Origin of the sequence: Sphingobium lactosutens DS20 (genome assembly GCF_000445105.1) — a bacterium.
Taxonomy (GTDB): domain Bacteria; phylum Pseudomonadota; class Alphaproteobacteria; order Sphingomonadales; family Sphingomonadaceae; genus Sphingobium; species Sphingobium lactosutens.
In genome coordinates, this window is record NZ_ATDP01000063.1 from 17,152 (window position 1) to 39,091 (window position 21,940).

Here is a 21,940-nt window from a genome sequence, read left to right on the forward strand (position 1 = left end):
TGTCACCAGCGTCTGGCGATTTCGAGGGCGATAAATCGACCGGTCGCATCGGCATTGGCCCCGTCGTAGCCGGCGCCGGCGGTCGAGTCGTAGAAGGGAGGCGCCTTGTCGAAGAGGTTCTGCGCCGCCAGTGAAATGGTGAAGCCCGACGCGATGCCCGTGGAAGCCTTCGATTTGTAGGCAATACGCATGTCGACCGTATTCCATGCCTTGATACGCTTGCCCGCTTCATCGTGATAGGCATCGACATGGTTGAGGGCAATTTGCGTGTCGAACGGCCCGCGCGCCCAGCCCATGGTCATCCGCCCTTTGAAAGCCACTGGTCTGCCCGCAACATTGCGGCGATCCACCGCCGGTGAATCCGGCGTCACCTGTTCGCGCCAACGTTCGAGATAGGTAGCGCCCACGCCGATATTGAAGCGATTGGAACCGCGCTCGAAAACATAATTGATGTCGAAATCGCCGCCGGCCACATCGACACGTCCGGTATTGACGTAGCGGGCATCCACGACGGCGGCGATGCTTTCCACCGGATAGGGATTGGAGGTGCCGGAGCGGGAAAGCAGTTCTTCGACAAAGGCCAGATCATCGGCACTGGTCCCCGGACTGACCCACCGGACGAAGGGGGCGTAAATCGGATCGGTTAACGCGCTGGAGAAATTCTGCTGGACCACATTGCTGATGCGGCCCGAGAATATGGTGCGGAAAGCCGTGAGACTCGCCGTCAGCCCAGCGAGGGATGATGGGGTGAGGTCGAGTCCCACGGTCCAGCTCTTCGCCTTTTCGGGCGACAGGCCGGTATTGCCACCGCTGCGCTGGATGACGACCACCGAGTTCCCCGCCTCGTTGGTTGCGATTCTGAGATTGGCGGTTTCAGGCGCGCCCAGTTCGCGCAGATTGGGCGCCCGGAAGGACGTGCCCCATGTCGCCCGTATGGCCATGCCATTGACGGGAGCCCAGCGCAGCGAGAATTTGGGATTGGCGGTGCTGCCAAAATCATCATAGCGCTCGGCGCGAACGGCTGCGGAAAAATCCAGCTGCTGGAAACCGGCGCGCGCATTGTCGGGGCCGAACAGCGGCACAGCGAGCTCGGCAAAGCCTGCCCAGATCGAGCGGGAATAATCTGCCGGTTTTCCTGCAGCCGGGGTTGGCGAGAAGATGAAGTCCACCGCCTGGCTGTGGAAACGTTCGCGCCGGTAATTGGCCCCGACGGCAAGCTTGACCGATCCGCCCGGCAACGAAAACAGCGATCCGTCGGCGACCATGTCGGCGGTCAGGATGTTGGATCGGCTTTCATAATCGGAATAGCCGCTGATTGCCTGCAGCAAGGCGCGCGAATTGGCGTTCCCATCGCCATAGGGATTGAAATAGCCATCGCGCTGCGCGGAAAAGGCGCTGGCAGGATCATCGGCGATACTGCCCAATGCTTCTGCCAACAGATATTCGTTGGCGAGTTGATCTGTTCTGTTGCGATCGCGCTGGGCGGCATAGGCGAGATAGCTGGATAATTTCCAATCCGCCCCAAGTTCGGCTTCGAGACCGCCCGTCAAGGCATAGCTCCTGGCCGTGCCGGCCGAGCGAACCGGTCCCAGTTCCTGCGTAAAGGCATAGCCAATGAGGTCGCTCGATGCCCCGGTCGGCGACACGAACCAGGGATTGGCGTCCGTGACCGAGAGGATGGTCGCATAGCCGGACGTCAGACTGGAGAATTTCCGGTGCGAAAATCGCCCTTCCGCGAAAAGCTGGATAGCATCGGTCAGGCTTTGCGACACGCGGGCATAGAGGCTGTGGCGCTTCTGGTCCGGCGAGAGGTCGGTTCCTTCCCTGAAATTTTCGAGATTGGCCTCGCCGGCAAGAAAATCATCCGCAGTCAGCCCTGTCCCATCCTGTCCTGCGGGAATGGCATAGGTTGGAACCAGGGCGCCGCTTTCGTCGAAACCCAGGACATTGCCCGGCGAACTATAGGGATAGCGGCGATCGGTGCCACCGAAAGGTCGGGAATCGGCCGACCGGGCATAAGCCCGATCGGCCGAGCGCAGTGCGACCCGACGCTGATACTCGTAGGAAAGCAGAAGCGAACCGCTGCCCCAGCTCTTGCCTGCGGTCTGCGAGAATTGCAGTTCACGGGCGTGGCCCTGTGTGACTGTCCCGCCGCGCAAGCGCATTTCCAGTCCGTCGAAATCCTCCTTGAGGATGATATTGACGACCCCGGCGACGGCATCCGATCCATAAAGGGCGGATGCACCGTCGGTGATGATTTCCACCCGATCGAGCGCGCTCATGGGAATGCTCGAAATATCGGCGAAGTCGCCCATCATGCCGGAGCCCGCCACCCGTCGGCCATTCACCAGCACGAGCGTCGCCTGCGGACCGAGGCCCCGCAGATTCACCCCCGAGGCCAACGTGGTATTGCTACCCGACCGGTCGGCATAGGTAAGTGCGCTTTGCTCGGTCGCCATGCCGCCGAAATTTCCCGGCATCGCCTGGAGCGCCTGTGCGACCGAGCTATAGCCGCCACGCTCGATATCGGACCGTGTGACGACCTTGGTGGGCGACGCTGTGGGCGGCGCACCATGAATGTACGATCCGGTCACGATGATGTCCTGCGGCCTTTCATCCGTAGAGGCCGACGATCGCCCCTCCCCTGCCTCATCAGCCTCGCCCTGCGCACCGCTCAGCATGAAGACGCCCCGGTCGACCTGCTGCACGGCGATGCCGGTGCCTGCGAGGAGTCGCGCCAGCGCCTCGCGCGGCGAAAACTGTCCTTTGATCCCGGTCGATTTGCGGCCGGCGGCGAGCGCCGGCGTATAGATGAGCTGCACCTTGGCCTGCTCGGCATATTGAGCGAGCGCCGTGGACAAGGCACCCGGCGCAATGGCGAATGCGATGCGCGTCTCAGCCACTTGCGCAGATGCGGGCTGTGCGGACGCCGCCGCCATCACGATGAGGGGTGACGTTCCTCTGAACAGGGCGGCGATGATCTGAGTGCGCATGGCGACGGTTCTTCCCCCTTGGCGCCGGGGCAAGACACCACCGGCTCGGGCGTGCCTGATCGCCGCCCTCTAGCTAAGGGACGCCTCGGCCCTGGGGTCACCCTAATGGCAGGGAATGAAAAATTTCAAATTTATGACGGACGTCGATCGCGAAGCAGGAACGTGCCGTTCTCCTGCCTTTCAAAGTCCAGCGACAGCAGCGCGGCGACGGCTTTGAGGAAGCCCGAGGGATCACCGGTCTTGAACGATCCGCTGATGGGCTCGCGTGCGCGCGCGGTTGCGCCCAGCACGACCTTGTTCTGCGTGTAGCGGTTAATCTCGAAGATCGCTTCCGACAAAGGCGTGGCCTCGAAGATAAGCCGCCCCTGCGTCCATGCCGAGGCTCGCCTGACATCGAGCGATGTGATGCTCGCCGCGTGCGTGGCTTGCGAACTCCACATCTCGCCCGGCGACAGATGGATCACGTCGCGGCCTGCCTCGCGGATATCGACGCCACCCTCGAACAGGGAGACACGGGTGACGCCATCGACGAAACGCACGTCGAACTTCGTACCGGTGGCCTCCACCTCGACGTCGCCGGCCTTCACGCGGAACGGGCGCGCCCGGTCATGGGCGACCTCGAACATCGCCTGCCCCTGGTCGAGCCGGATCTGGCGCGTATCATCTTCCATCTGGGTGTTGAGGCGGGTTTCGGTATCGAGTCGGACCTGCGAGCCATCCGAGAGCGCCACGGCCCTCTGCTCACCCGTCAATGTGGCGAATTCCTGTGGTCGATCGACCTGGAAGATCCACCAGCCCGCCACCAGCATGGCAAAGAGCACGCCTGCGCCAATGGCGAGAAGGGAGCGCATGGATCGCCTGGGTCTGGGCGTTGCCCCTGCGCGCGCATAGGCTTCGGCGGTCAGCCGGAGGATGGCGGGGCTGTCGCCTTGTCGCCCGGCATCATGCCAGAGCGATTCGGCCTCGGCGAACGCTTCCGCATTCGCGGGATCGCGTCGCCAATCGAAGAAATCCTCCAGCGTACCTTTGGAGACCGGCAAGGACTTGAGGCGCGCAAACCATTGAGCGGCTTGCGCGCGGCGGTGCTCGGCGGTCGGATCATGGTCATCCATCATCCTAGCCCCGGAGCTTCGTCATGCAGTGCTCCATTGCCTTGGACATGCGCCATTCGACGGTCTTCACGGAAATCCCCAGATGTTCGGCAATATCATGGTTCGTCATGCGCCGGAACCGGCTGAGGAGGAATACGTCACGCAGGTTTTGCGGTAGATCGACGATGATCTGCTCAAGCAGCTGGTCGGCTTCCTGCTCCTGCAACCGATCGGGTCCGAGCGGCGTGATGTCGTTCGCCGCCAGAAGGTGCGATTTTTCCTGACGCAGTTTCTCGCGCCGGCGCCGGTCCCGAAACAGGTTGAGGGCGATCCGGGACAGGAAGGCCCTGGGATGGGCGACTTCGTCCGGTGCCATGCGTGCGATGCGCAACCAGGTATCCTGCGCGATGTCCTCCACCTCGGCGGAGGGCAATCGCAGATTTCGGCTCAGGAGACGCTCCAGCCATCGGCCGTCGCGCTCGAACCATGCGCCAAGCGAAGGCGTCACGGCCTTCTCCTGTTCGGCGGGCGCATCATGTGCAGACATCGGGCCACTCCACTTTCCGGAAGGGGCCGGCGCGATGCCGAAAGGAAACGTCAATGCGCAGCGTCGCCCGCAAGCGCGACGGCTTGCGGACCTGCGAAGGCCGCCGGCGCAGCCAGCAGCGATCCATGTCTTGCATAAGGGTTTCCACGCCCCTGCCCGCAGCCTCCCGCGAGCCCTTCAAGGCTGATTCATTTGCAGGTCGGGATCAAGTCCCAAAAAAAGTGGAAGGGACGGGTGTTGGAACCTCTATGCAAGAAGCCCGCTTATTGGCCGGGAGCACATATGTACCGCGACGTCCCTTCCGGCATGAACCCGGCTTATTCACGGCAGCTGAGGCCAAAGTAGCGCAAGGCCTACGCCGTGCAAGCGCCCTTGGGCCATCGCACGCAGATGCGCAGCCATGGCCGTGCCGTCAAGATGGGCAGTGATCCGGATCGCTATCTCTCGGCTCTTGCCTGGAGCGCCGGCATGCAACCGACACATCGCTTGAGCCTGGCGCATGCCCTCAGGCGGGACAGAGAATATCGCGCCAGCGCCAAGGCAGCCGGACCGGTCGCAACAGCGCGATCATCGCAGCCCCTCCTCTCAATTTGCATGGGTCGCCCAGAAACGGATCTGGCTCAGCGAAGGGTGCGAAAGGTTATGGACCAGCGCGCGGCCTCCATTTCCGCAATACTATGCTCCCAGTCGTTTCGCGCCTCGCCATCGAGATGATAGATGGCTCTTGGCGTCAGCGGCGCGGAGATGCGTTCGAACCGATCGCGCTTCTTGCGACGAAAGCGCATGGCGGCCGGCTCGCCCAGCGAGATGCCGATGACATGGCGGAAAACCGGCCTGTCACGATGCCAGCCGATCCCCGCGCCTGGATCGTAGCGAATGAGGAGAGCCTGGACGATCTCTTCCGGTGCGAGCCCGGCATAGCGGGCGGCGCGCGCCCTGACTGGCAGCAGCCATTGCGGGATTGGGTCGGTCGGCGCGAATGTGCCGGTTTCGAAATCATAGCTCCAGCCATAGCTGCGTGTCAGCCGCTTGCCGGTCCACTGCTGGTAGCGGAAGGGCGTAAGGCTCGTTTCTTCGATCCGTTCGATCAGCGCTCGCTCTTCGCGCGCCGTGAGAAAATCATCGCTCCACGAAAGGCCCGGCAGGAGAGGCGCGCCGAAAAGGTCAGCCTGCCCTGCGCCATTTTGCGCGAACATACCCATGTCCCGAACCTGCTTCAAAAAGCCAGGCTCGTCTGAACGGGCTTGGTCAAAATCTCTTCGACCGTGAAGATGTCTGCCGGCGGCGTCACGAGCAATTGCGCTTCGGGCACGGCGAAATCCAGCCATTTCTGCGCATCCCGGCGCTCGATGATGGCGCCATGACGCGCCTGAAAGCGGATGATGTCCGGATTCGCGTCGAGCGTTATGATGCGGTAGCTCGCGGGCCACTCGCCCATGGCCGGCTCCCAGATGGCGGCGAGATAGAAGAAATTGCCATCCTCGCGGAAAGCGCGAAACTTCTTCTCGCCATTGCGAATGTGGAATTCCGATGCCGCGACAAGGCAGCGATGGCTGGGAAATTGCCGCCCTTCGGACCGGATGAACTCGTAGCGCACCCCGTCGGCGAAGCGCGGGTTGGAACCCCAGGCCGCCTCGATCATCTCAATCTCGGCCATATCATCGGGATTGCGCCTTATGATGGCACGGCGACTACCGAGCGCGTCGGAGTCGAAGGGTGTTGCTTTCGAGTCCATCAAAGGAACATACAGGGAACGATATCGAGGAGCAAGCGGCGGCGAATAAGGAGGTTCAATGTGCAATGACTATCGCCTGCTGATCGACATCGCGTCGATCGCCGAGGATTTCGAGGGGCTCAAGATCAAGATCGGCATGCCCGAAGGTGCCCCGAATGTGCCGGCGCGCGAGGACATCAGGATGACCGACATGGCCCCGATCGTCCGGCGCAGCGAGGCGGGAAGCGGGATCGATGAACTCCTCAACCGGCGCTGGTCATGGCCGGGCCGTAACGGCAAACCCGTCTATAATTTCCGCACCGAGGGCCGGGAATTCACATCCAGTCGCTGCCTGATCCTGGCCGACGGATTCTACGAATTCACTGATCCTGCCGATTCCAAACAGAAGCGGCTCGACAAATGGCTTTTCACCATGGCCGACCATGACTGGTTTTGCATTGCAGGTATCTGGCGCGAGAGCCCCATGGGCGAAGCGTTCACCATGCTCACCATGGATGCCGGGCCGGACATTGCGCCCTATCACCACCGTCAGATCATCCCGCTAGCTCGCGACCAATGGGCCGACTGGCTCGATCCTGGCGTGCCAGCCAAAAAGGTGTTGCGCTGGTTGCCGCAGGGAAGCCTGCCTGTAACCCAGGTCTATGGCGCGCCCCCCGCGCAAGGCGCGCTGCTCTGATGGGAGACGATGCGTCCCTCGCCCGCTTTCTCGATGCCCAGGCCGGCTGTTATGCGGCCGCTCTGTCGGAGATTTCCGCAGGGGCCAAACGCTCTCACTGGATGTGGTATGTCTTCCCGCAATTGCGCGGTCTTGGTCATAGTTCGACCGCGCAATATTATGGAATCGCCTCGATCGAGGAAGCACGTGCCTATCTCCACCATCCACTTCGCGGGAAGCAATATCGCCAGTGCGTCCACGCGCTCCTGCAACTCGATATCGATGATCCTGTCGTCGTTTTCGGGGCTGTGGACGCCATGAAATTGCGCTCCTCGCTCACTTTATTTGAAGCGGCGTTCCCTGCCCCATCCTTTGCCGATGTGCTCGATCGCTGGTTCTTCGGCGAGCGCGATCCAGCGACGCGCCGGCTTCTGCAGAGTTGATCCGTTACGAACTAACTATTGAGAAAATTGGGATTCATCGCCCTTGACGAAACGGGTGGCAGGGCGGAACATAAAGGGAACATTTGAGTCGTATGTTCCCATGCCCACGCTATCCTCTTTTCCCGATCGGCCGCGCGCCGATCAGCTTGCCGCGCTCCGCGCGGGGCTCGCGCACAGCAACAGCGCGCGCAGTCCTGCAATGCCTTTTGGCGTGTCTGCGCTGGACGAGCGGCTGGCAAGTCATGGCCTCGATAGCGCTGGACTGCATGAGATTGCGGCGGCGTCGGCGACGCTGAGCGACGATGCTGCGGCAACCCTTTTTACAGCCGGGATCGCCGCCCGCTTTGCAGCTGATCCGCAGCTCAGCATATTCTGGGCGCTCACACAGTTCGACCTCTACGCGCCTGGCCTGGAGCAGGTCGGACTTGGTCCGAACAAGGTTTTTTACGCCCAAGGGCAAAAGGACAATATCGTCCTCGCCATGGCCGAGGACGCACTGCGCGACGGATCGCTGGCGTGCGTCATTGCCGAAGTCAGACAGGCCGACCAGACAGCAACCCGCCGTCTTCAGCTTGCCGCCTCCGATAGTCGGACGCCGATGCTGCTCTATCGCCGCCATCGCGCCCGCGAGCGCTGTCCGCTAAGCGGCCTTTCTTCCGCCATGACCCGATGGCGCATCGGCTGCCTGCCATCCGCGCGCCTCGCCCATCCCGGCGTCGGCCGGGCGCGCTGGTCGATCGAACTTGTACGCCAGCGCAATGGCAATCCCTTTTCCCTCGAACTGGACGCCTGTGATGACAAGGGTCGCCTCGCTCTACCTGCCGCAGCTCGCCATCGAGCGGCTTCGGCGGCTGGAGCGGACAGTCAGGCCGCCTGAAACAGGCGGGATTGCGCTCGCGCCGCGCCTTGCAACACCGATCGACGATAATCCCGGCGCCTGCTCCGTACCCCGCGGCGGCGGCTGGCGCCCCGGCGCCCGCTGGGCGCGTGATGGATCGCTCGGTAATCGCCCCAGTCAGGCCGAGATCGATGCACTCCCTGCCCATCAGCGTCCCACCATGCGCGAGATGGGACGGCGCAGCGAATCCGCCGACCATCCGTTCAGAGCCATGCCTGCAGAGGATGCAGGAAGAGGGGCAGCAAGTGCCCTTCCGCTCAATTGGGCGACCTTCTGGGGAAAGCCGATGGTCTTGATCGAGCGCGCCGGCCAGCGCGATGTCGTCACGGCGGCGTGCCCCGTCGCGCTGGACCTTGGTCTGCGATCCGGCATGGCAGCCGCCCATGCGCGAGCGCTGGTGAGCGATCTGGACGTGCGCGATGCACAACCGCAAGCAGATCGTGCATGGCTTGAGCGGCTGGCGTTCCATGCCATTGGTCACTGGACACCCACAGCCTGCATATCGGGCGCCGATGGCCTGTGGCTGGACCTCACCGGTACGACCCATTTGTTCGGTGGCGAAGCGCGCTTCTGTCGCCGGCTCCTTCGCTTCCTCGAGCGACTGGGTTTCACTGCCAGCATCGCGATCGCCGGCACGCCGGGCGCGGCACATGCGCTCGCGCGCTATCGCGGCGAGGCCGTCACCCTATTGCCCCATGGCGGCGAATCCCAGGCCATTGCCGATCTGCCGCTGGCCGCCCTGCGCCTTACGCCCGACGCTCTGATGGCGGCCGCGCGCTTCGGTATTGATCGTATCGCCGACCTTTATCCCATGCCGCGCGGCCCATTGGCCAAACGCCTGGGTCTCGATGCCGTCCGGCGGCTTGACCAGGCCCGCGGCATGGTAGCCGAACCCATTATCCCGCTCATCCCGTTCGACCTTCCGTGCGTCGAGCGGCGCCTGCTTGAACCGATCGGCACGGCGGAAGCCATCGTCCAGGTGATCGGCGATCTGGTCGACGATCTGGTGGCCCTCCTCCAGGAACGCGGCGTGGGGTTGCGCACGGCGCACCTGACCTGCAAAATCGTCGATGCCACCGAGCAGCCGATCGCGATCGGCACCGCCCGGGCAACGCGCGACGCGCGGCATTTGAAGCGCATGCTGGCGATGCGGGTGGAAAAGATCGACCCGGGCCTTGGCATAGAGGCGATGACGCTCGCCGCCCCTCGTGTCGAGCCGCTGGAGGCCCAGACCCTGGAGGCATCGCTCGGAAGCGGCGATCGGCCGAGCGACATATCCACGCTTCTCGATCAGCTCGCAGGACGGATAGAGCCCGATGCCCCCTTCCGGCTGTCCGCCCATGAAAGCGATGTGCCCGAACGCGCGGTCCGGCGGACGGAAGCCTTGCTCAAGCCATTGGGCTGGCCTGCATGGAAACGGCCGGTTCGCATGTTGCCTCGCCCCGAACGCCTCTCTCATGTTGTCGCCCTGCTTCCTGATCACCCGCCGCGCCGCTTTACCTGGCGCCGGCAAGATTATCGCATGGTGGCCGGTGACGGCCCCGAGCGCATTCATGGCGAGTGGTGGAAGAATGCACGCGAGATGTGGGCGGTCCGGGATTATTTCCGGGTGGAAGCGCAAGGGGGCGAGCGATTCTGGATCTTCCGTCGCGGCGATGGCGTCGACGCGCCGACCGGTGACCTGAGCTGGTATATGCACGGGCTGTTTGGCTGATGGCGCGTTATGTGGAACTCCAGGTCACGAGCCATTTTTCCTTCCTGCGTGGTGCGTCCTCGCCGGAAGAGCTGTTCTCGGCCGCAGCGCTCCTAGGCCATCAGGCGCTTGGACTTGCAGACTGGGGCAGCGTCGCTGGAGTGGTGCGCGGCTGGGCGGGGCAGAAGGCGACCGGCGTGCGCATGATCGCGGGCGCGCGGGTCGATCTTTCGGACGGTCGCGCCTTGTTACTCTATCCGACGGATCGCGCTGCTTGGTCACAGCTGACGCGCCTGCTTTCGGTGGGCAAGGCACGCGGCGGCAAGGGCTGCTGCCTCCTCGAGTGGGCCGATGTGGCACATCATGCCGAAGGGCTGATCGCCATTCTGCTTCCGGACATGGCCGATAGCGCCACGCTCGCCAACCTTGCCGAACTGAGGCAGGTCTTTGGCGATCGCGCCTATATGGCGCTTTCGCTTCGCCGCCGGCCGGAAGATGCTGCCCGTCTCCATGATCTCGATGCCATGGCACGTAATGCAGGCGTCCGCAGCGTCGCGACCGGCGACATTCTTTATCACACGCCCGAGGCCCGCCCTCTGCAGGATGTGATGACGGCGATCCGCGAGCAGACGAGCATCGATGCGCTGGGATTCAAGCGCGAGCGCTACATGGATCGTAATCTGAAAAGCCCGCAGGAGATGGAACGGCGCTTTGCCGCCTTCCCCGACGCGATCCAGGCCAGCGCGGATATCGCTGAACGGTGCCAATTCGATCTGGGCGAAATCCAGTATCAATATCCCTATGAGGAGGTGATGGAGGGCCACAGCGCGCAGGAAGCGCTTGCGGCACTCACCGACGCCGCCGCACAGCGCATGTTCCCAGCGGGACTGCCCAACGACTATCGCAAGCAGATCGACCATGAGCTGCGCCTGATCGACCAGCTCGGCTACGCACCCTATTTTTTGACGGTCAATGCGATCGTCGCCGAAAGCCGCAGGCGCGGCATCCTTTGCCAGGGCCGGGGTTCTGCGGCCAATAGCTGCGTCTGCTACATGCTCGGCATCACCTCGATCGACCCGATCAAGCACGAATTGCTTTTCGAGCGGTTCGTTTCGGGCGAACGCAAGGAGCCGCCCGATATCGACGTCGATTTCGAGCATGAGCGCCGTGAAGAGATCATCCAGTGGATCTACGACACCTATGGTCGCACCCGCTCCGCGCTGACGGCCGTCGTCACCCGCTATCGCACGCGTGGTGCAGTCGCCGAAGTCGGCAAGGCGCTGGGCCTTCCGCGTGACCTGATCAAAATGCTGACCGGTCTCGTCTGGGGCTGGAGCATGGACGGGATTTCGCAAGAGCAGATCGAAAGCGCCAACCTCAATCCGCAGGATCATCGGCTGAAGCTTACCCTGGAGCTTTCCCGCCAGCTCATCGGCACGCCGCGGCATCTCTCCCAGCATCCCGGCGGCTTCGTCCTGACGCAGGACCGGCTCGACGATCTCGTGCCGATCGAGCCTGCCCGGATGGAAAATCGCCAAACGATCGAATGGGACAAGGATGACATCGATGCACTGAAATTCATGAAGGTCGATGTGCTCGGCCTGGGGATGCTCGGCTGCATGAACCGGGCGTTCAACCTGCTGGAGGAGCATAAGGGTATCAAGGTCGGCATGGCCGATCTGCAGGATGATGACCCGGACGTCTATGCGATGATCCAGCGGGCCGACACGCTGGGCGTATTCCAGATCGAGAGCCGGGCGCAGATGTCCATGTTGCCCCGGATCAAGCCAAAGGAATTCTACGATCTGGTGATCGAGGTGGCGATCGTTCGCCCGGGGCCGATCCAGGGTGACATGGTCCATCCCTATCTCCGGCGCCGAGAGGGCAAGGAGACGCCAGAATATCCCAGGCCCGAACTGGAAGCAGTGCTCAAGAAGACCCTGGGCGTCCCGCTGTTTCAGGAACAGGCGATGAAGGTCGCGATCGTGGGCGCAGGCTTCACGCCGGTCGAAGCCGATCAACTGCGCCGTGCCATGGCAACGTTCAAGCTCACCGGCGGTGTCAGCCATTTCTACGACAAGCTGGTGAACGGCATGATCGCGCGGGGCTATCCCAAGGACTTTGCCGAGCGGACCTTCAAGCAGATCGAGGGCTTCGGCTCCTATGGCTTTCCCGAGAGCCATGCCGCCAGCTTCGCCAAGATCGCCTATGCAAGCTGCTGGATGAAGCATCATCACCCCGACGTCTTCTGCTCCGCTCTGCTCAATGCCCAGCCCATGGGCTTTTATGCGCCGGCGCAGATCGTACGCGACGCGCGCAACCATGGGGTCGAGGTTCGGCCGGTATCGATCAACCATAGCCATTGGGATTGCACGCTGGAGCCGACCAGGGGGCGATATATGGCTGTCCGTCTGGGGTTCCGACAGGTACGCGGTCTCGCCAATCTTCATGGTGCGGCGATCGTCGGGGCGCGCGGCCCGTCCCCCTTCGCCAGCGTCGAAGAGGTCTGGCGCCGAGCGGGAGTTCCACGCGCTGCAATCGAACGGCTTGCCGAAGCTGACGCTTTTGCCTGCATCGACGAAGACAGGCGGCAGGGGCTATGGAAGGTCAAGGGCCTGGGTGAAGCCCCCCTTCCCCTCTTTGCGGCAGCCGATGCACGTGCAGGTGGCTTTTCACCGGAGGGGCATGAAGCACCGGTGGCGCTTGTCCCAATGACTGAGGGGCGGGAAGTCGTGGAGGATTATCGTGCGCTCCAGCTCTCGCTGCGCGCGCATCCATTGCACTTCCTGCGACCGCAGCTCGACGCCATGCGCATCGTGCGCTGCGCGGATCTTCCGTCGATCCGCGATGGGCGCAACATCGAGGTGGCCGGCGTCATTCTGGTGCGACAGCGTCCCGGTTCGGCCAAAGGGGTGCTGTTCGTCACCATCGAGGATGAAACGGGTGTGGCCCAGGGCATTTTGTGGCCCGACCGGTTCGAGATTTATCGCAGGCAGGTCATGTCCGCCTCCATGATCGCCATGCGTGGACGGCTTCAGAAGGAAGGCGAAGTTATCCACATCATCTGCGACCGGATCGTCGATCATGACGAGATGCTGCGCTCGGTTGGTCGGATGGATTTTACGGTCGCGCCAGGGCGCGGCGATGGCGCGAGCCATGGCGGCGGCCCCGATCCGCGTGAACCGGCCATCTGGCGCGGTCGAACGCTCGGGTCACCGCCTTATGGCACATCCCCACCCCAGCAAGACGAGATCATGCCGATACGCAGCCATGATTTTCATTGATCGCGCAGGCCCGAGCATGCCGCGCTCCTACCATTGCCATCAACGGCCGACGGACCCCCTTCATCGTCAGATAGGACCGTCCCCCACCTGGCAGGTCGCAGATCGACCAGCGCGCCCATGCCTGCGAAGGGGCGCGACATCGATCGGCAGACCCGATAGACGCACCGGCATGACACCCGACCAATCCCTGCTGCTGCTGGGTCTCGCCCCCGCCATTACCAGAAGATGGCTCGCAAGGCTGAACGAGCCGCAACGCCATTATCACACCCGCGCGCATGTCGAAGCGATGTTGGCGAACCTTCCTCCAGCTGACGCGACCAGGGAGATGATCGCGGCGATCTGGCTGCATGACATCGTTTATGACCCAAAGGCCTCGGACAATGAAGAATTGTCGGCAAAGGTGGCGCAGCAGGATCTCGCGGGATCAGACATCGCAATAGCGTCGGTGGTAGAGCTGATCCTGGGAACCAAGCGGCATGAACCGGGCTCGGAAACGCAAAACCTCCTGAATGATCTCGACCTCGGCATCCTGGGTGCGTCAACGCCGGCCTATGCCCGCTACGCGCATCAGATCCGCCTGGAATATGCCCATGTCCCGACGCCGCAATATCATGCCGGGCGCGCGGCCGTGCTCAGGGCGTTCGACCAGAAGCAGATTTTCCAGACCGAACGGTTCGCGCATCTTGAGGAGCGGGCGCACAAGAATCTGCGCGCGGAGATTGCCAGATTGCAGTGATCAGCACGCCTCAGTCCTTAGCCCCAGAACTATGGCGACTGAGTGCGGTTGAACGATGCCTCCCGCAAGAAGCAGGAACGCGCAACCAATGCAGCTCCGAGCGGTATAGGACCTAGCCTTGCCAGGGAGACCCACTGCCATGACCGAGCCCCTTCCCCTTTCTCATGCCGCCGAGCGACCGGGAAAAGATGACCTGCTTGCCGTACTCAGGGTAGAAAAAGCCCTATATGCCGCCCTCGAGGCGGAGGCACGCTCGCCAGGGATGGGCAGGATCGGCGGCGATACCGATGCGGTGGACGCGATGCGCATCTCACGGGCGCGGATTGCAATGCTTCAGCGCCTCCATGATCAGGCCGGCGACGCAGAGAGCGGTTAAGCCCTAAATCGCATCTCCTGGAGCCCCTAGGTCAGTCCGCCGGGCGAGCAACGCCGCCCAGATGCTCCTGGCAGATGGTCTGGGTCAGCGCCTGCAACTCACGAATGCGCGCCGTCAGCCAGTCCAGCTCCCCGTCAGTGATCTTGTAGAAATCGGAGTAGCGCGCCTTGATATAGGCGGCGCGCAGCAGTTCGTAGCAGCGCTTGCCCTCCTTCGACTCCCGCTGCCAGATGCCTATCAAACGTTCGTCAAGCTGCTCGCAGCGCTGGGACAGGAAGTTGAGATTGTGTGACTTGGGCCGATACAATTTCAGAACCAGCAGGATGCAATAATAGGCGCGCTCTGTCGCTTGGTGAAGCTGAAACGCGGCCTCATTCCTCCATTTGTTCTGTTCAAGTATGCTCTGCTCGTTCGGAACCTCACTTCGCGCATAATCAGCAAGTTTCAGGGCACGACGGATGCTCGGATAATCATCGTCAAAATAGAACTGCGCTTCCTTCAGAGCCTCTTCAGCCGAAAGTGGAACGGGATCGGCAAGCGGATGTCCCGGCTCCTCGAACAGCGCGATGCCGTCCTTCACGATATCGGTGAAGAAATAACGTCCACGTTCGAGCTGGTGATTGATATCGTCGATGCTGTGGACAATCAGATTGAGAGGCTGCGGCCAGAAGCGTCGCAGCAGCATGTCGACCATCCGATCTTCAGCCTGCACCCAATATTCTGCTGCGTCCGTCAGATCCTCATGGCTCACTATCACCAGGATATCATAGTCGGAAAAATACCGGCCTACCGGGTCGATCACCTGGCGGCCACGCGCATAGGATCCGAACAGGATGATCTTCAGAATGCGGCCCTCGCGGACGTGCCGACCATTGCGGCGCGCAACCTGCTTGCCGAATTCATCACGCAGAATTTCGACCGCGCGGGCAAGGTCGCGACGCGCTCGCCCTGGCAGATGTGCGGTATCGGTCTTCAACTCAGCCATGTTCATGTCATCGCCGGAAGGGTCGCCAAGTGCAAGCACGTCCGACCAAATCAGGACATTGGGCAGCGGGAGATTGCCTGCGCAACGAAAATTGCTGACGTTTGTCATTGCCACAAATGAGACGGCATTTCGCCACAACGAAGGTCTGCCCATCCTATGCTTTGGAATGTGGCGCGGCCGGAACACGGCAGAAGAAATCCTCATGTTAGCTTCGTCGATACTACCACATCAGAGCTGTCGCTCCCCTTCCGAGCGGCCCTGCCTGGACTATGGCCCCGCCGTGAAGGCCTCTCCGGCGGGGTTAGTTTTTATCGACTTAGGATGGAATTCAGTAGGGCGGGAATGGCAAGCCATGGGACCTAGCCGACTGGCTGCTTCCGGGCGCCGAGGTCGTAATAGCGGACGCTGATCAGCCGCCAATGAACCGTCCGCGCTCGTCGGTATAGCCCCACACATGAAGGTTCATAGTTGCAAATGGAAGGGAATTTGCGACAAAATCGCTAATCATGGCTTCCCTCAAACGGACTGAATATCGAATCATCGACCAAGCATTCGGCATGGGCGGCGGTTATGTACTCGACTTCTCCAACCGGACTCTGTCGGATTGGTTCGAGGACGAGTTCAATATCGACATCTATGCTGACAGCTATGCGTCGCGCGGGGATTCCAAGGCCAACCGCGTCCGCAGCTTCGTTGACGTGGAGCCTGCCCCGCTCGTCGCGCGCATGCTGCGCGCCCTCTGGAAATACCGCGAGCGTATGGCCGACTATAATGCTGGCACGGAGGCGCGCGACAAGGAGCAGCTATTCGAGGTGATCGCGAAGCTCGAGGATCCCGCTTTGCGCCTCGACGATATCAAGGCGCATGCCCTGCGCTTTGACGCCGCACACATCGCCGACCAGATTAGGCGGATGGAAGGCTCCATCGTGAAAGACCCTGCGCTCGCGATCGGCACCGCGAAAGAACTGGTCGAGAGCTGCTTTAAAACCATCTTGCGCGAGCGCGGGATCGACTACGACAAAGAAGACTTGCCCCAGCTCGGCAAGAAGGTCTTTGGTGCCTTGCGGCTGTTACCAAACGACATTCCCGAGGCTGCCAGAGGCGCAAAAACTATAAAGACCATGTTGAGCAACCTTGCGACCGTTGTGCAAGGCGTTGCCGAAATTCGCAGCCTCTACGGCACCGGCCACGGTCGCGACGGCAAGGTGCGTGGTGTGACGCCACGCCATGCCCGCCTTGCCGTCGGCGCGGCCACCACCCTCGTCAATTTCGCCTTCGAGTCGCATCTGGAATCTCCGGCTTCAGAGTCGCATGTTCACAAGACGTCGTAGGAGCATCTTGCTTGACTGCCACAGTGAAGGGCGCGACGGTTGTCTTCTGGGGAGCGAAATCAGGCCGCATGTCTTGGTAGGGTCGATGGGCGACCGGCAAATAGTGGGACAGTGCTGCCGTTCCAAATTGATAGATCGGATGGCAGCTCCTGTCTGGAGCCGACATACATCGTTTGCCTGACTGGCATCACAGATCGGCAGAAAGTGGGCCGATTGTTGACCGTCCTCTTTTGGGGAGAAATCGGCTAAAGCTGCCGTCAAGCAGCTGACTCTTAATCAGCGGGTCCTAGGTTCGAGCCCTAGTGCGTCCACCACATTTCCCTTTTTCGTAAATCAGATACTGAGCTTGCGAGATCGGGCTATTGAGAGCATTTTTTTTGCTAAGCAGCTCTCTAGGTAGCAGAGCGCTAATTCGGCGCTGCAGTGCAGTGAACGGTTCATGGCCTGCGCTCTGTCGAACTGAGCTTGAGCGAGTAATCGGCTCACCTTCCCGCCAGCGGCGCACGCTGGGATGGCAGCTCGGAAACTCAGGCAGCGCGGTGTCGTGCTGACAGCTAGGCCGCCCGAGCGCCCGATGGACAAGAATGACGCCCTTGGCTGGATGCCCTGCCAGCTCGGATACGCCCCATAGACGGTAAGAACGGTCAGACGGTTATTCGTGGAGGCTAAGAGCAGATTGGGGCCAGGGGCGCGATAGGCCTGGTGCTCGAACCGTCAGTCGCGCAGCACCCGCTCGATAGCGGTGTCGACACTGGTCCGATCACCGCACCGCTGAGCGCCTACCGCCGATCCGGTTTGCGTTCTGTTCCTTCGAGCGATAATATCGTCATCTGACGCTAAAGCATCTCGAGTGGACGGCGGTCGCGGGGCCTGGGAAATTCCGCATCGAGTGTCGCAATGTCGGCGTCGGAGAGCACGATATCTGCGGCCGCGCGGTTCTCCCGCACATGTGCAATCGAACTCGCTTTCGGGATGGCGATAAGGCCATCGTGGCGCAACGTCCAGGCAAGTGCGACCTGCGCAGGGGTTGCGCCAACCTGGGCCGCTACTTTGTCGAGGGCGGGATGGCTTGAGAGGCGTCCCTGCTCGACGGGACTATACGCCATCACTGGCACTTTGTGCTGGGCGAGCCACGGCAACAGGTCCAACTCAGGGCCTCGACGGACGAGATTGTAGAGGATCTGATCGGTCACGCAGCCATCCCCGCCGGCAGCGATAAGCTCGTCCATATCGTCGGTATCGAGATTGCTGACACCCCAATGCCTGATTTTCCCCGCTGATTTGAGCGCCTCCAATGCCTCCACAGTCTCAGCGAGCGGCACCGATCCCCGCCAATGGAGCAGGTAGAGGTCCAGCCGGTCGGTGCCGAGCCGCTTCAGGCTCGCCTCGCATGCATCGGCAAGGCGGGAGCGCGATGCGTTCTGCGGATATGCCTTGCTGACGAGGAACAACTGGTCGCGAACGCTGCCCAGCGCCTCGGATATCAGCGTTTCCGCCGCACCATCGCCGTACATTTCGGCGGTATCGATGAGCGTCATGCCCAGTTCGACACCGGCGCGTAGCGTGGCGATCTCATCGGATCGGCGCTCGGCACGTTCGCCCATCTTCCAGGTGCCTTGACCCAGTGAAGGAACCACTTCCCCGCCGGGCAATGTCACGTGTTTCATGTGCTTTCGTCCTATGAGATGAGTTCGACTGTTCGGTCGGGGGGCAGATTGGCAGATGACCACCATGAAACGATCATATCGCGGCCGGCCATCGATCGAGCGCCATTTTGGCGATGGAGAGCAGTTCGTTGATCGTAGCGCCGTCGCGCGCCTGAACGGACATGCCTTCCATGACCGTATTGATGAATTTGCCTAGCACGGCCGGATCGGTGTTGGCCGCAAGCTCGCCCTGCGCGGCGCCGCGTTGCAGACGCTCGATTAGGAGGGCCTCCGCCGCGATACGCTTGTCGCGCAGCAGGCATTCGGTGGCGGCGGACGCCGGCGAAACGGCTGCCGCTGCCGAATACATGAAGCAGCCGGCCGGCGTTCCAGGTTCCGAGAATGATGACGCCGCTCGTTCCAGCAGGCCTTTGACGGCTTCGTAGGTGGACAACGCCGGATCGTTGATGGGTGCATAGAGGTGGACGCTGAACGTCGCGGCGTAACGTTCGATCACCGCCGCAAACAGCCCCGCCTTGTTGTCAAACGCTGCATAGAGACTGGCGGCGGCGACGCCAGTCTCCGCCACCAGATCGGCCATCGATGTCGCCTCGTAGCCGCGCTGCCAGAACAGCCGCACCGCCTTGTCGAGCGCAGCGTCAGTGTCGAACACACGAGGGCGACCTGCGCGGCGACGGGCTTTCGTCTCTGTCATCTCTGATGCACGATATGGAACGATCGATAAATAATATCTTGAAACGGGTGGTCCGCTCCCTTACAGAACGATCATTAAATAATCAAGGAGTCTCCAATGAGCCGCATCGTCCGTATCCATGAATATGGCGACGCCAGCGTCCTCAGGATTGAAGATGTGGCAGTGCCCGGGCCCGCGGCCGATGAAGTGCAGATCGCGGTGAAGGCGATAGGCATAAACCGCGCCGAGGTGATGTTCCGCAACAATGCCTACCTTCAGGAAGCCGAGTTCCCGAGCCGCCTCGGCTACGAGGCTGCCGGCACTGTCGTTACTGAGAACGGCGGAGCAATATTCGACCACGGTAGCGGCGGGATAGTCCTGCTGCGGGCGGCGTAAAAGTCGTCCACCTTGAAGCCTTTCTGCCGAGTCAGGGAGGTGTGGGGATCTACAGCGTGGAACTTTATCTTCAGGTCCGTCTGGCTTGCGCGGATGGCATGAGCCAACGGGCGGCGGCGAAGCGTTTCAATGTGTCGCGCGAAACGGTACGCAAGATGCTGTCGTTTTCATCGCCGCCGGGTTACCGGCGCCAGTCCGTACCGCAGCGCCCGAAGCTGGACGGGTTTGTGGCGATCATTGATGGATGGCTTGAGGGTGACCGCAGTGTCCCGCGCAAGCAACGCCATACGGCGAAGCGGGTATTCGACCGTTTGCGCACCGAGCATGGTTTCACCGGCGGCTATACGATCATCAAGGATTACATCCGGGAGCGCGAACAGCGCAGCCGGGAGATGTTCGTGCCGCTGGCGCACCCTGCGGGAGATGCGCAGGCCGATTTCGGGGAAGCGCTGGTGGAGATCGGCGGGGTGGAGCAGAAGGCCTACTTCTTCGCGCTCGATCTGCCGCACAGTGATGCCTGCTATGTGCGGGCCTATCCGGCGGCGGTGGCGGAGGCCTGGGTGGACGGACACGTGCATGCCTTCGCGTTTTTCGGCGCGGTACCGCGCTCGATCGTCTATGACAACGATCGCTGCCTTGTGACGAAGATCCTGCCCGACGGCACGCGGCAGCGTGCCACGCTGTTCAGCGCTTTCCTGTCACATTACGTGATCCGCGACCGCTATGCTCGCCCGGGCAAGGGGAACGAGAAAGGCAATGTGGAGGGGCTGGTAGGCTATTGCCGGCGCAACTTCATGGTGCCGATCCCGAAGTTCCCGACCTGGGAGGCGTTCAACCTGTGGCTGGAGGAGCAATGCCGCAAGCGCCAGCAGGACAAGGTGCGCGGGCAGAGCGAGACGATCGGTGAGCGGCTGCAGCGCGATCTCGCGGCCATGCAGCCTCTGCCCGCTACACCCTTCGAGGCCTGCGATCAGAAAGGCGGGAGGGTCTCCTCGCAATCCCTGGTGCGCTACAGGACCAACGATTATTCGGTTCCGGTGGCCTGGGGCCATCAGGAGGTCTGGATCAGGGCCTATGTCGATGAGGTGGTGATCGGCTGCCGCAGCGAAGTCATCGCCCGTCATCCTCGTTGCTATGCCCGCGAGGAGGTTGTCTTCGACCCGCTCCATTATCTCCCGCTGATCGAGCAGAAGATCAACGCATTCGACCAGGCTGCGCCTTTGCAGGGCTGGGACCTGCCCGAAGCGTTCACGACACTGCAGCGGTTGATGGAAGGGCGCATGCACAAACATGGCAGGCGCGAATATGTGCAGGTACTGCGCCTGCTGGAAACGTTCACCCTCGCCGATCTCCAGGCGGCGGTCGAACAGGCCATCGATCTTGGCGCCATCGGCTTCGATGCCGTCAAGCACCTCGTCCTGTGCCGGATCGAACGCGTACCGCCCAGGCTGGACCTGGACGTCTATCCCTTCCTGCCACGCACCACGGTCGAGAAGACCTTTGCCAGAGCCTATCTGAGCCTGCTCTCCGACCGGCAGGAGGCCGCATGAGCGATCAGGCCCCGGAGATCCTTCTCGCTCACCATCTCAAGGCGCTCAAGCTGCCTACGTGCCTGCGTGAGCATCACAAGCTCGCGCGGCAATGTGCCGCTGAAGGCGTCGATCATATCCGCTTCCTCGCCCGCCTCGTCGAGATGGAAATGATCGACAGGGAGCGTCGCATGGTCGAGCGGCGCATCAAGGCCGCGCGCTTCCCCGCCGTCAAAAGCCTCGACAGCTTCGACTTCGCCGCCATCCCCAGGCTCAACAAGATGCAGGTGCTCGAGATGGCGCGCTGCGAGTGGATCGAGCGGCGTGAGAACGCCATCGCTCTGGGGCCATCAGGCACCGGAAAGACGCACGTAGCGTTGGGGCTCGGACTGGCAGCATGCCAGAAAGGACTGTCGGTGGGCTTCACCACCGCGGCAGCGCTGGTCAGCGAAATGATGGAGGCCCGCGACGAGCGCCGTCTTCTGCGCTTCCAGAAGCAGATGGCCGGATACAAGCTGCTCATCATCGACGAACTGGGCTTTGTGCCGCTCTCCAAGACCGGCGCCGAACTGTTGTTCGAGCTGATCTCCCAGCGTTACGAACGCGGCTCCACCTTCATCACCAGCAACCTGCCCTTCGACGAATGGACCGAAACCTTCGGATCTGAGCGTCTCACAGGCGCGCTCCTCGATCGCCTGACCCATCACGTCAGCATCCTCGAGATGAACGGCGAAAGCTATCGCCTCGCGCACAGCCGGGCCCGCAAGGCCAAAACCAGACCCTGAAAATTACACCAATGCCGGGGGGAGTGGCCCTCGGGCTACGCCCTCACGCCACTCCCCCCGGCATGTAACACGATGGCCTGGTTTTACGCCGCCGAATGGCCGACTTTTGCTCCGCCGTTGACA

At 62.1% G+C, this 21,940-nt stretch carries 19 protein-coding genes; 11 read left to right on the plus strand and 8 right to left on the minus strand.

Translation table 11 applies throughout. The features are described 5' to 3' along the window. Positions 1-2: 2 nt before the first annotated feature. From RLDS_RS32355 to RLDS_RS32375, 5 genes are all read right to left on the minus strand, one after another. Entirely contained in the window at positions 3-2,993 is a 2,991-nt protein-coding gene (locus RLDS_RS32355) for a TonB-dependent receptor domain-containing protein (RefSeq protein WP_021224620.1), read from the minus strand. A 131-nt stretch (positions 2,994-3,124) separates the two neighbouring features. Further along, positions 3,125-4,108, minus strand: a complete 984-nt coding sequence (locus RLDS_RS32360) for a FecR family protein (RefSeq protein ID WP_031297403.1) — start codon at positions 4,106-4,108, stop codon at positions 3,125-3,127. Between the two features lies 1 nt (position 4,109). Continuing rightward, positions 4,110-4,631 carry an RNA polymerase sigma factor gene (locus RLDS_RS32365; RefSeq protein ID WP_021224622.1) on the minus strand — a complete coding sequence of 174 codons (522 nt, stop codon included), beginning with the start codon at positions 4,629-4,631 and terminating at the stop codon, positions 4,110-4,112. Between the two features lie 620 nt (positions 4,632-5,251). After that, positions 5,252-5,833, minus strand: a complete 582-nt coding sequence (locus RLDS_RS32370; protein ID WP_021224624.1) for an alpha-ketoglutarate-dependent dioxygenase AlkB — start codon at positions 5,831-5,833, stop codon at positions 5,252-5,254. A 14-nt stretch (positions 5,834-5,847) separates the two neighbouring features. After that, entirely contained in the window at positions 5,848-6,288 is a 441-nt protein-coding gene (locus RLDS_RS32375; protein ID WP_021224625.1) for an SOS response-associated peptidase family protein, read from the minus strand. Between the two features lie 136 nt (positions 6,289-6,424). Here RLDS_RS32375 and RLDS_RS32380 point away from each other — a divergent pair, with 136 nt between their 5' ends. From RLDS_RS32380 to RLDS_RS32405, 7 genes are all read left to right on the plus strand, one after another. Continuing rightward, complete coding sequence (locus tag RLDS_RS32380; RefSeq protein ID WP_021224626.1) at positions 6,425-7,042, plus strand: SOS response-associated peptidase family protein; 618 nt, start codon at positions 6,425-6,427, stop codon at positions 7,040-7,042. Then, entirely contained in the window at positions 7,042-7,464 is a 423-nt protein-coding gene (locus RLDS_RS32385; RefSeq protein WP_021224627.1) for a DUF1810 domain-containing protein, read from the plus strand. Before RLDS_RS32380 ends, RLDS_RS32385 begins: the two co-directional genes overlap by 1 nt. A 100-nt stretch (positions 7,465-7,564) precedes the next feature. Next, on the plus strand, positions 7,565-8,341 hold the full coding sequence (locus tag RLDS_RS32390; protein WP_021224628.1) for an ImuA family protein: 777 nt from the start codon (positions 7,565-7,567) through the stop codon (positions 8,339-8,341). Beyond that, on the plus strand, positions 8,259-10,076 hold the full coding sequence (locus RLDS_RS0127660; RefSeq protein WP_021224629.1) for a Y-family DNA polymerase: 1,818 nt from the start codon (positions 8,259-8,261) through the stop codon (positions 10,074-10,076). The genes RLDS_RS32390 and RLDS_RS0127660 overlap by 83 nt, the downstream gene beginning before the upstream one ends. Then, a complete protein-coding gene (locus tag RLDS_RS32395) occupies positions 10,076-13,339 on the plus strand; it encodes an error-prone DNA polymerase (protein WP_021224630.1) in 3,264 nt (1,087 codons plus the stop codon). Before RLDS_RS0127660 ends, RLDS_RS32395 begins: the two co-directional genes overlap by 1 nt. 169 nt (positions 13,340-13,508) lie before the next feature. Beyond that, on the plus strand, positions 13,509-14,075 hold the full coding sequence (locus RLDS_RS32400) for an HD domain-containing protein (RefSeq protein ID WP_021224631.1): 567 nt from the start codon (positions 13,509-13,511) through the stop codon (positions 14,073-14,075). Between the two features lie 139 nt (positions 14,076-14,214). Continuing rightward, on the plus strand, positions 14,215-14,451 hold the full coding sequence (locus RLDS_RS32405) for a hypothetical protein (protein WP_021224632.1): 237 nt from the start codon (positions 14,215-14,217) through the stop codon (positions 14,449-14,451). A 31-nt stretch (positions 14,452-14,482) separates the two neighbouring features. Here RLDS_RS32405 and RLDS_RS32410 read toward each other — a convergent pair whose 3' ends face one another. Further along, complete coding sequence (locus tag RLDS_RS32410; protein ID WP_236616790.1) at positions 14,483-15,622, minus strand: HEPN domain-containing protein; 1,140 nt, start codon at positions 15,620-15,622, stop codon at positions 14,483-14,485. 320 nt (positions 15,623-15,942) lie between these two features. Here RLDS_RS32410 and RLDS_RS54430 point away from each other — a divergent pair, with 320 nt between their 5' ends. Next, positions 15,943-16,767, plus strand: coding sequence for an abortive infection family protein (locus tag RLDS_RS54430; RefSeq protein WP_021224634.1), 825 nt, complete (start codon positions 15,943-15,945; stop codon positions 16,765-16,767). Positions 16,768-17,603: 836 nt separating this feature from the next. On the opposite strand, the gene RLDS_RS32420 is transcribed toward RLDS_RS54430, so the two are convergent. After that, positions 17,604-18,434: an aldo/keto reductase gene (locus RLDS_RS32420; protein ID WP_031297415.1), complete on the minus strand. Its 831-nt coding sequence runs from the start codon at positions 18,432-18,434 to the stop codon at positions 17,604-17,606. 73 nt (positions 18,435-18,507) lie between these two features. Continuing rightward, positions 18,508-19,128, minus strand: coding sequence for a TetR/AcrR family transcriptional regulator (locus tag RLDS_RS32425; protein WP_031297416.1), 621 nt, complete (start codon positions 19,126-19,128; stop codon positions 18,508-18,510). Between the two features lie 96 nt (positions 19,129-19,224). Here RLDS_RS32425 and RLDS_RS32430 point away from each other — a divergent pair, with 96 nt between their 5' ends. From RLDS_RS32430 to istB, 3 genes are read left to right on the plus strand one after another with little or no spacing between them, the layout of a single operon-like run. After that, on the plus strand, positions 19,225-19,503 hold the full coding sequence (locus RLDS_RS32430) for an alcohol dehydrogenase catalytic domain-containing protein (RefSeq protein WP_021224637.1): 279 nt from the start codon (positions 19,225-19,227) through the stop codon (positions 19,501-19,503). Positions 19,504-19,559: 56 nt separating this feature from the next. Then, positions 19,560-21,053, plus strand: coding sequence for an IS21 family transposase (gene istA / locus RLDS_RS32435; RefSeq protein WP_011950768.1), 1,494 nt, complete (start codon positions 19,560-19,562; stop codon positions 21,051-21,053). Beyond that, positions 21,050-21,817: an IS21-like element ISSsp5 family helper ATPase IstB gene (gene istB / locus RLDS_RS32440; RefSeq protein ID WP_007686288.1), complete on the plus strand. Its 768-nt coding sequence runs from the start codon at positions 21,050-21,052 to the stop codon at positions 21,815-21,817. Before istA ends, istB begins: the two co-directional genes overlap by 4 nt. Positions 21,818-21,940 lie beyond the last annotated feature (123 nt).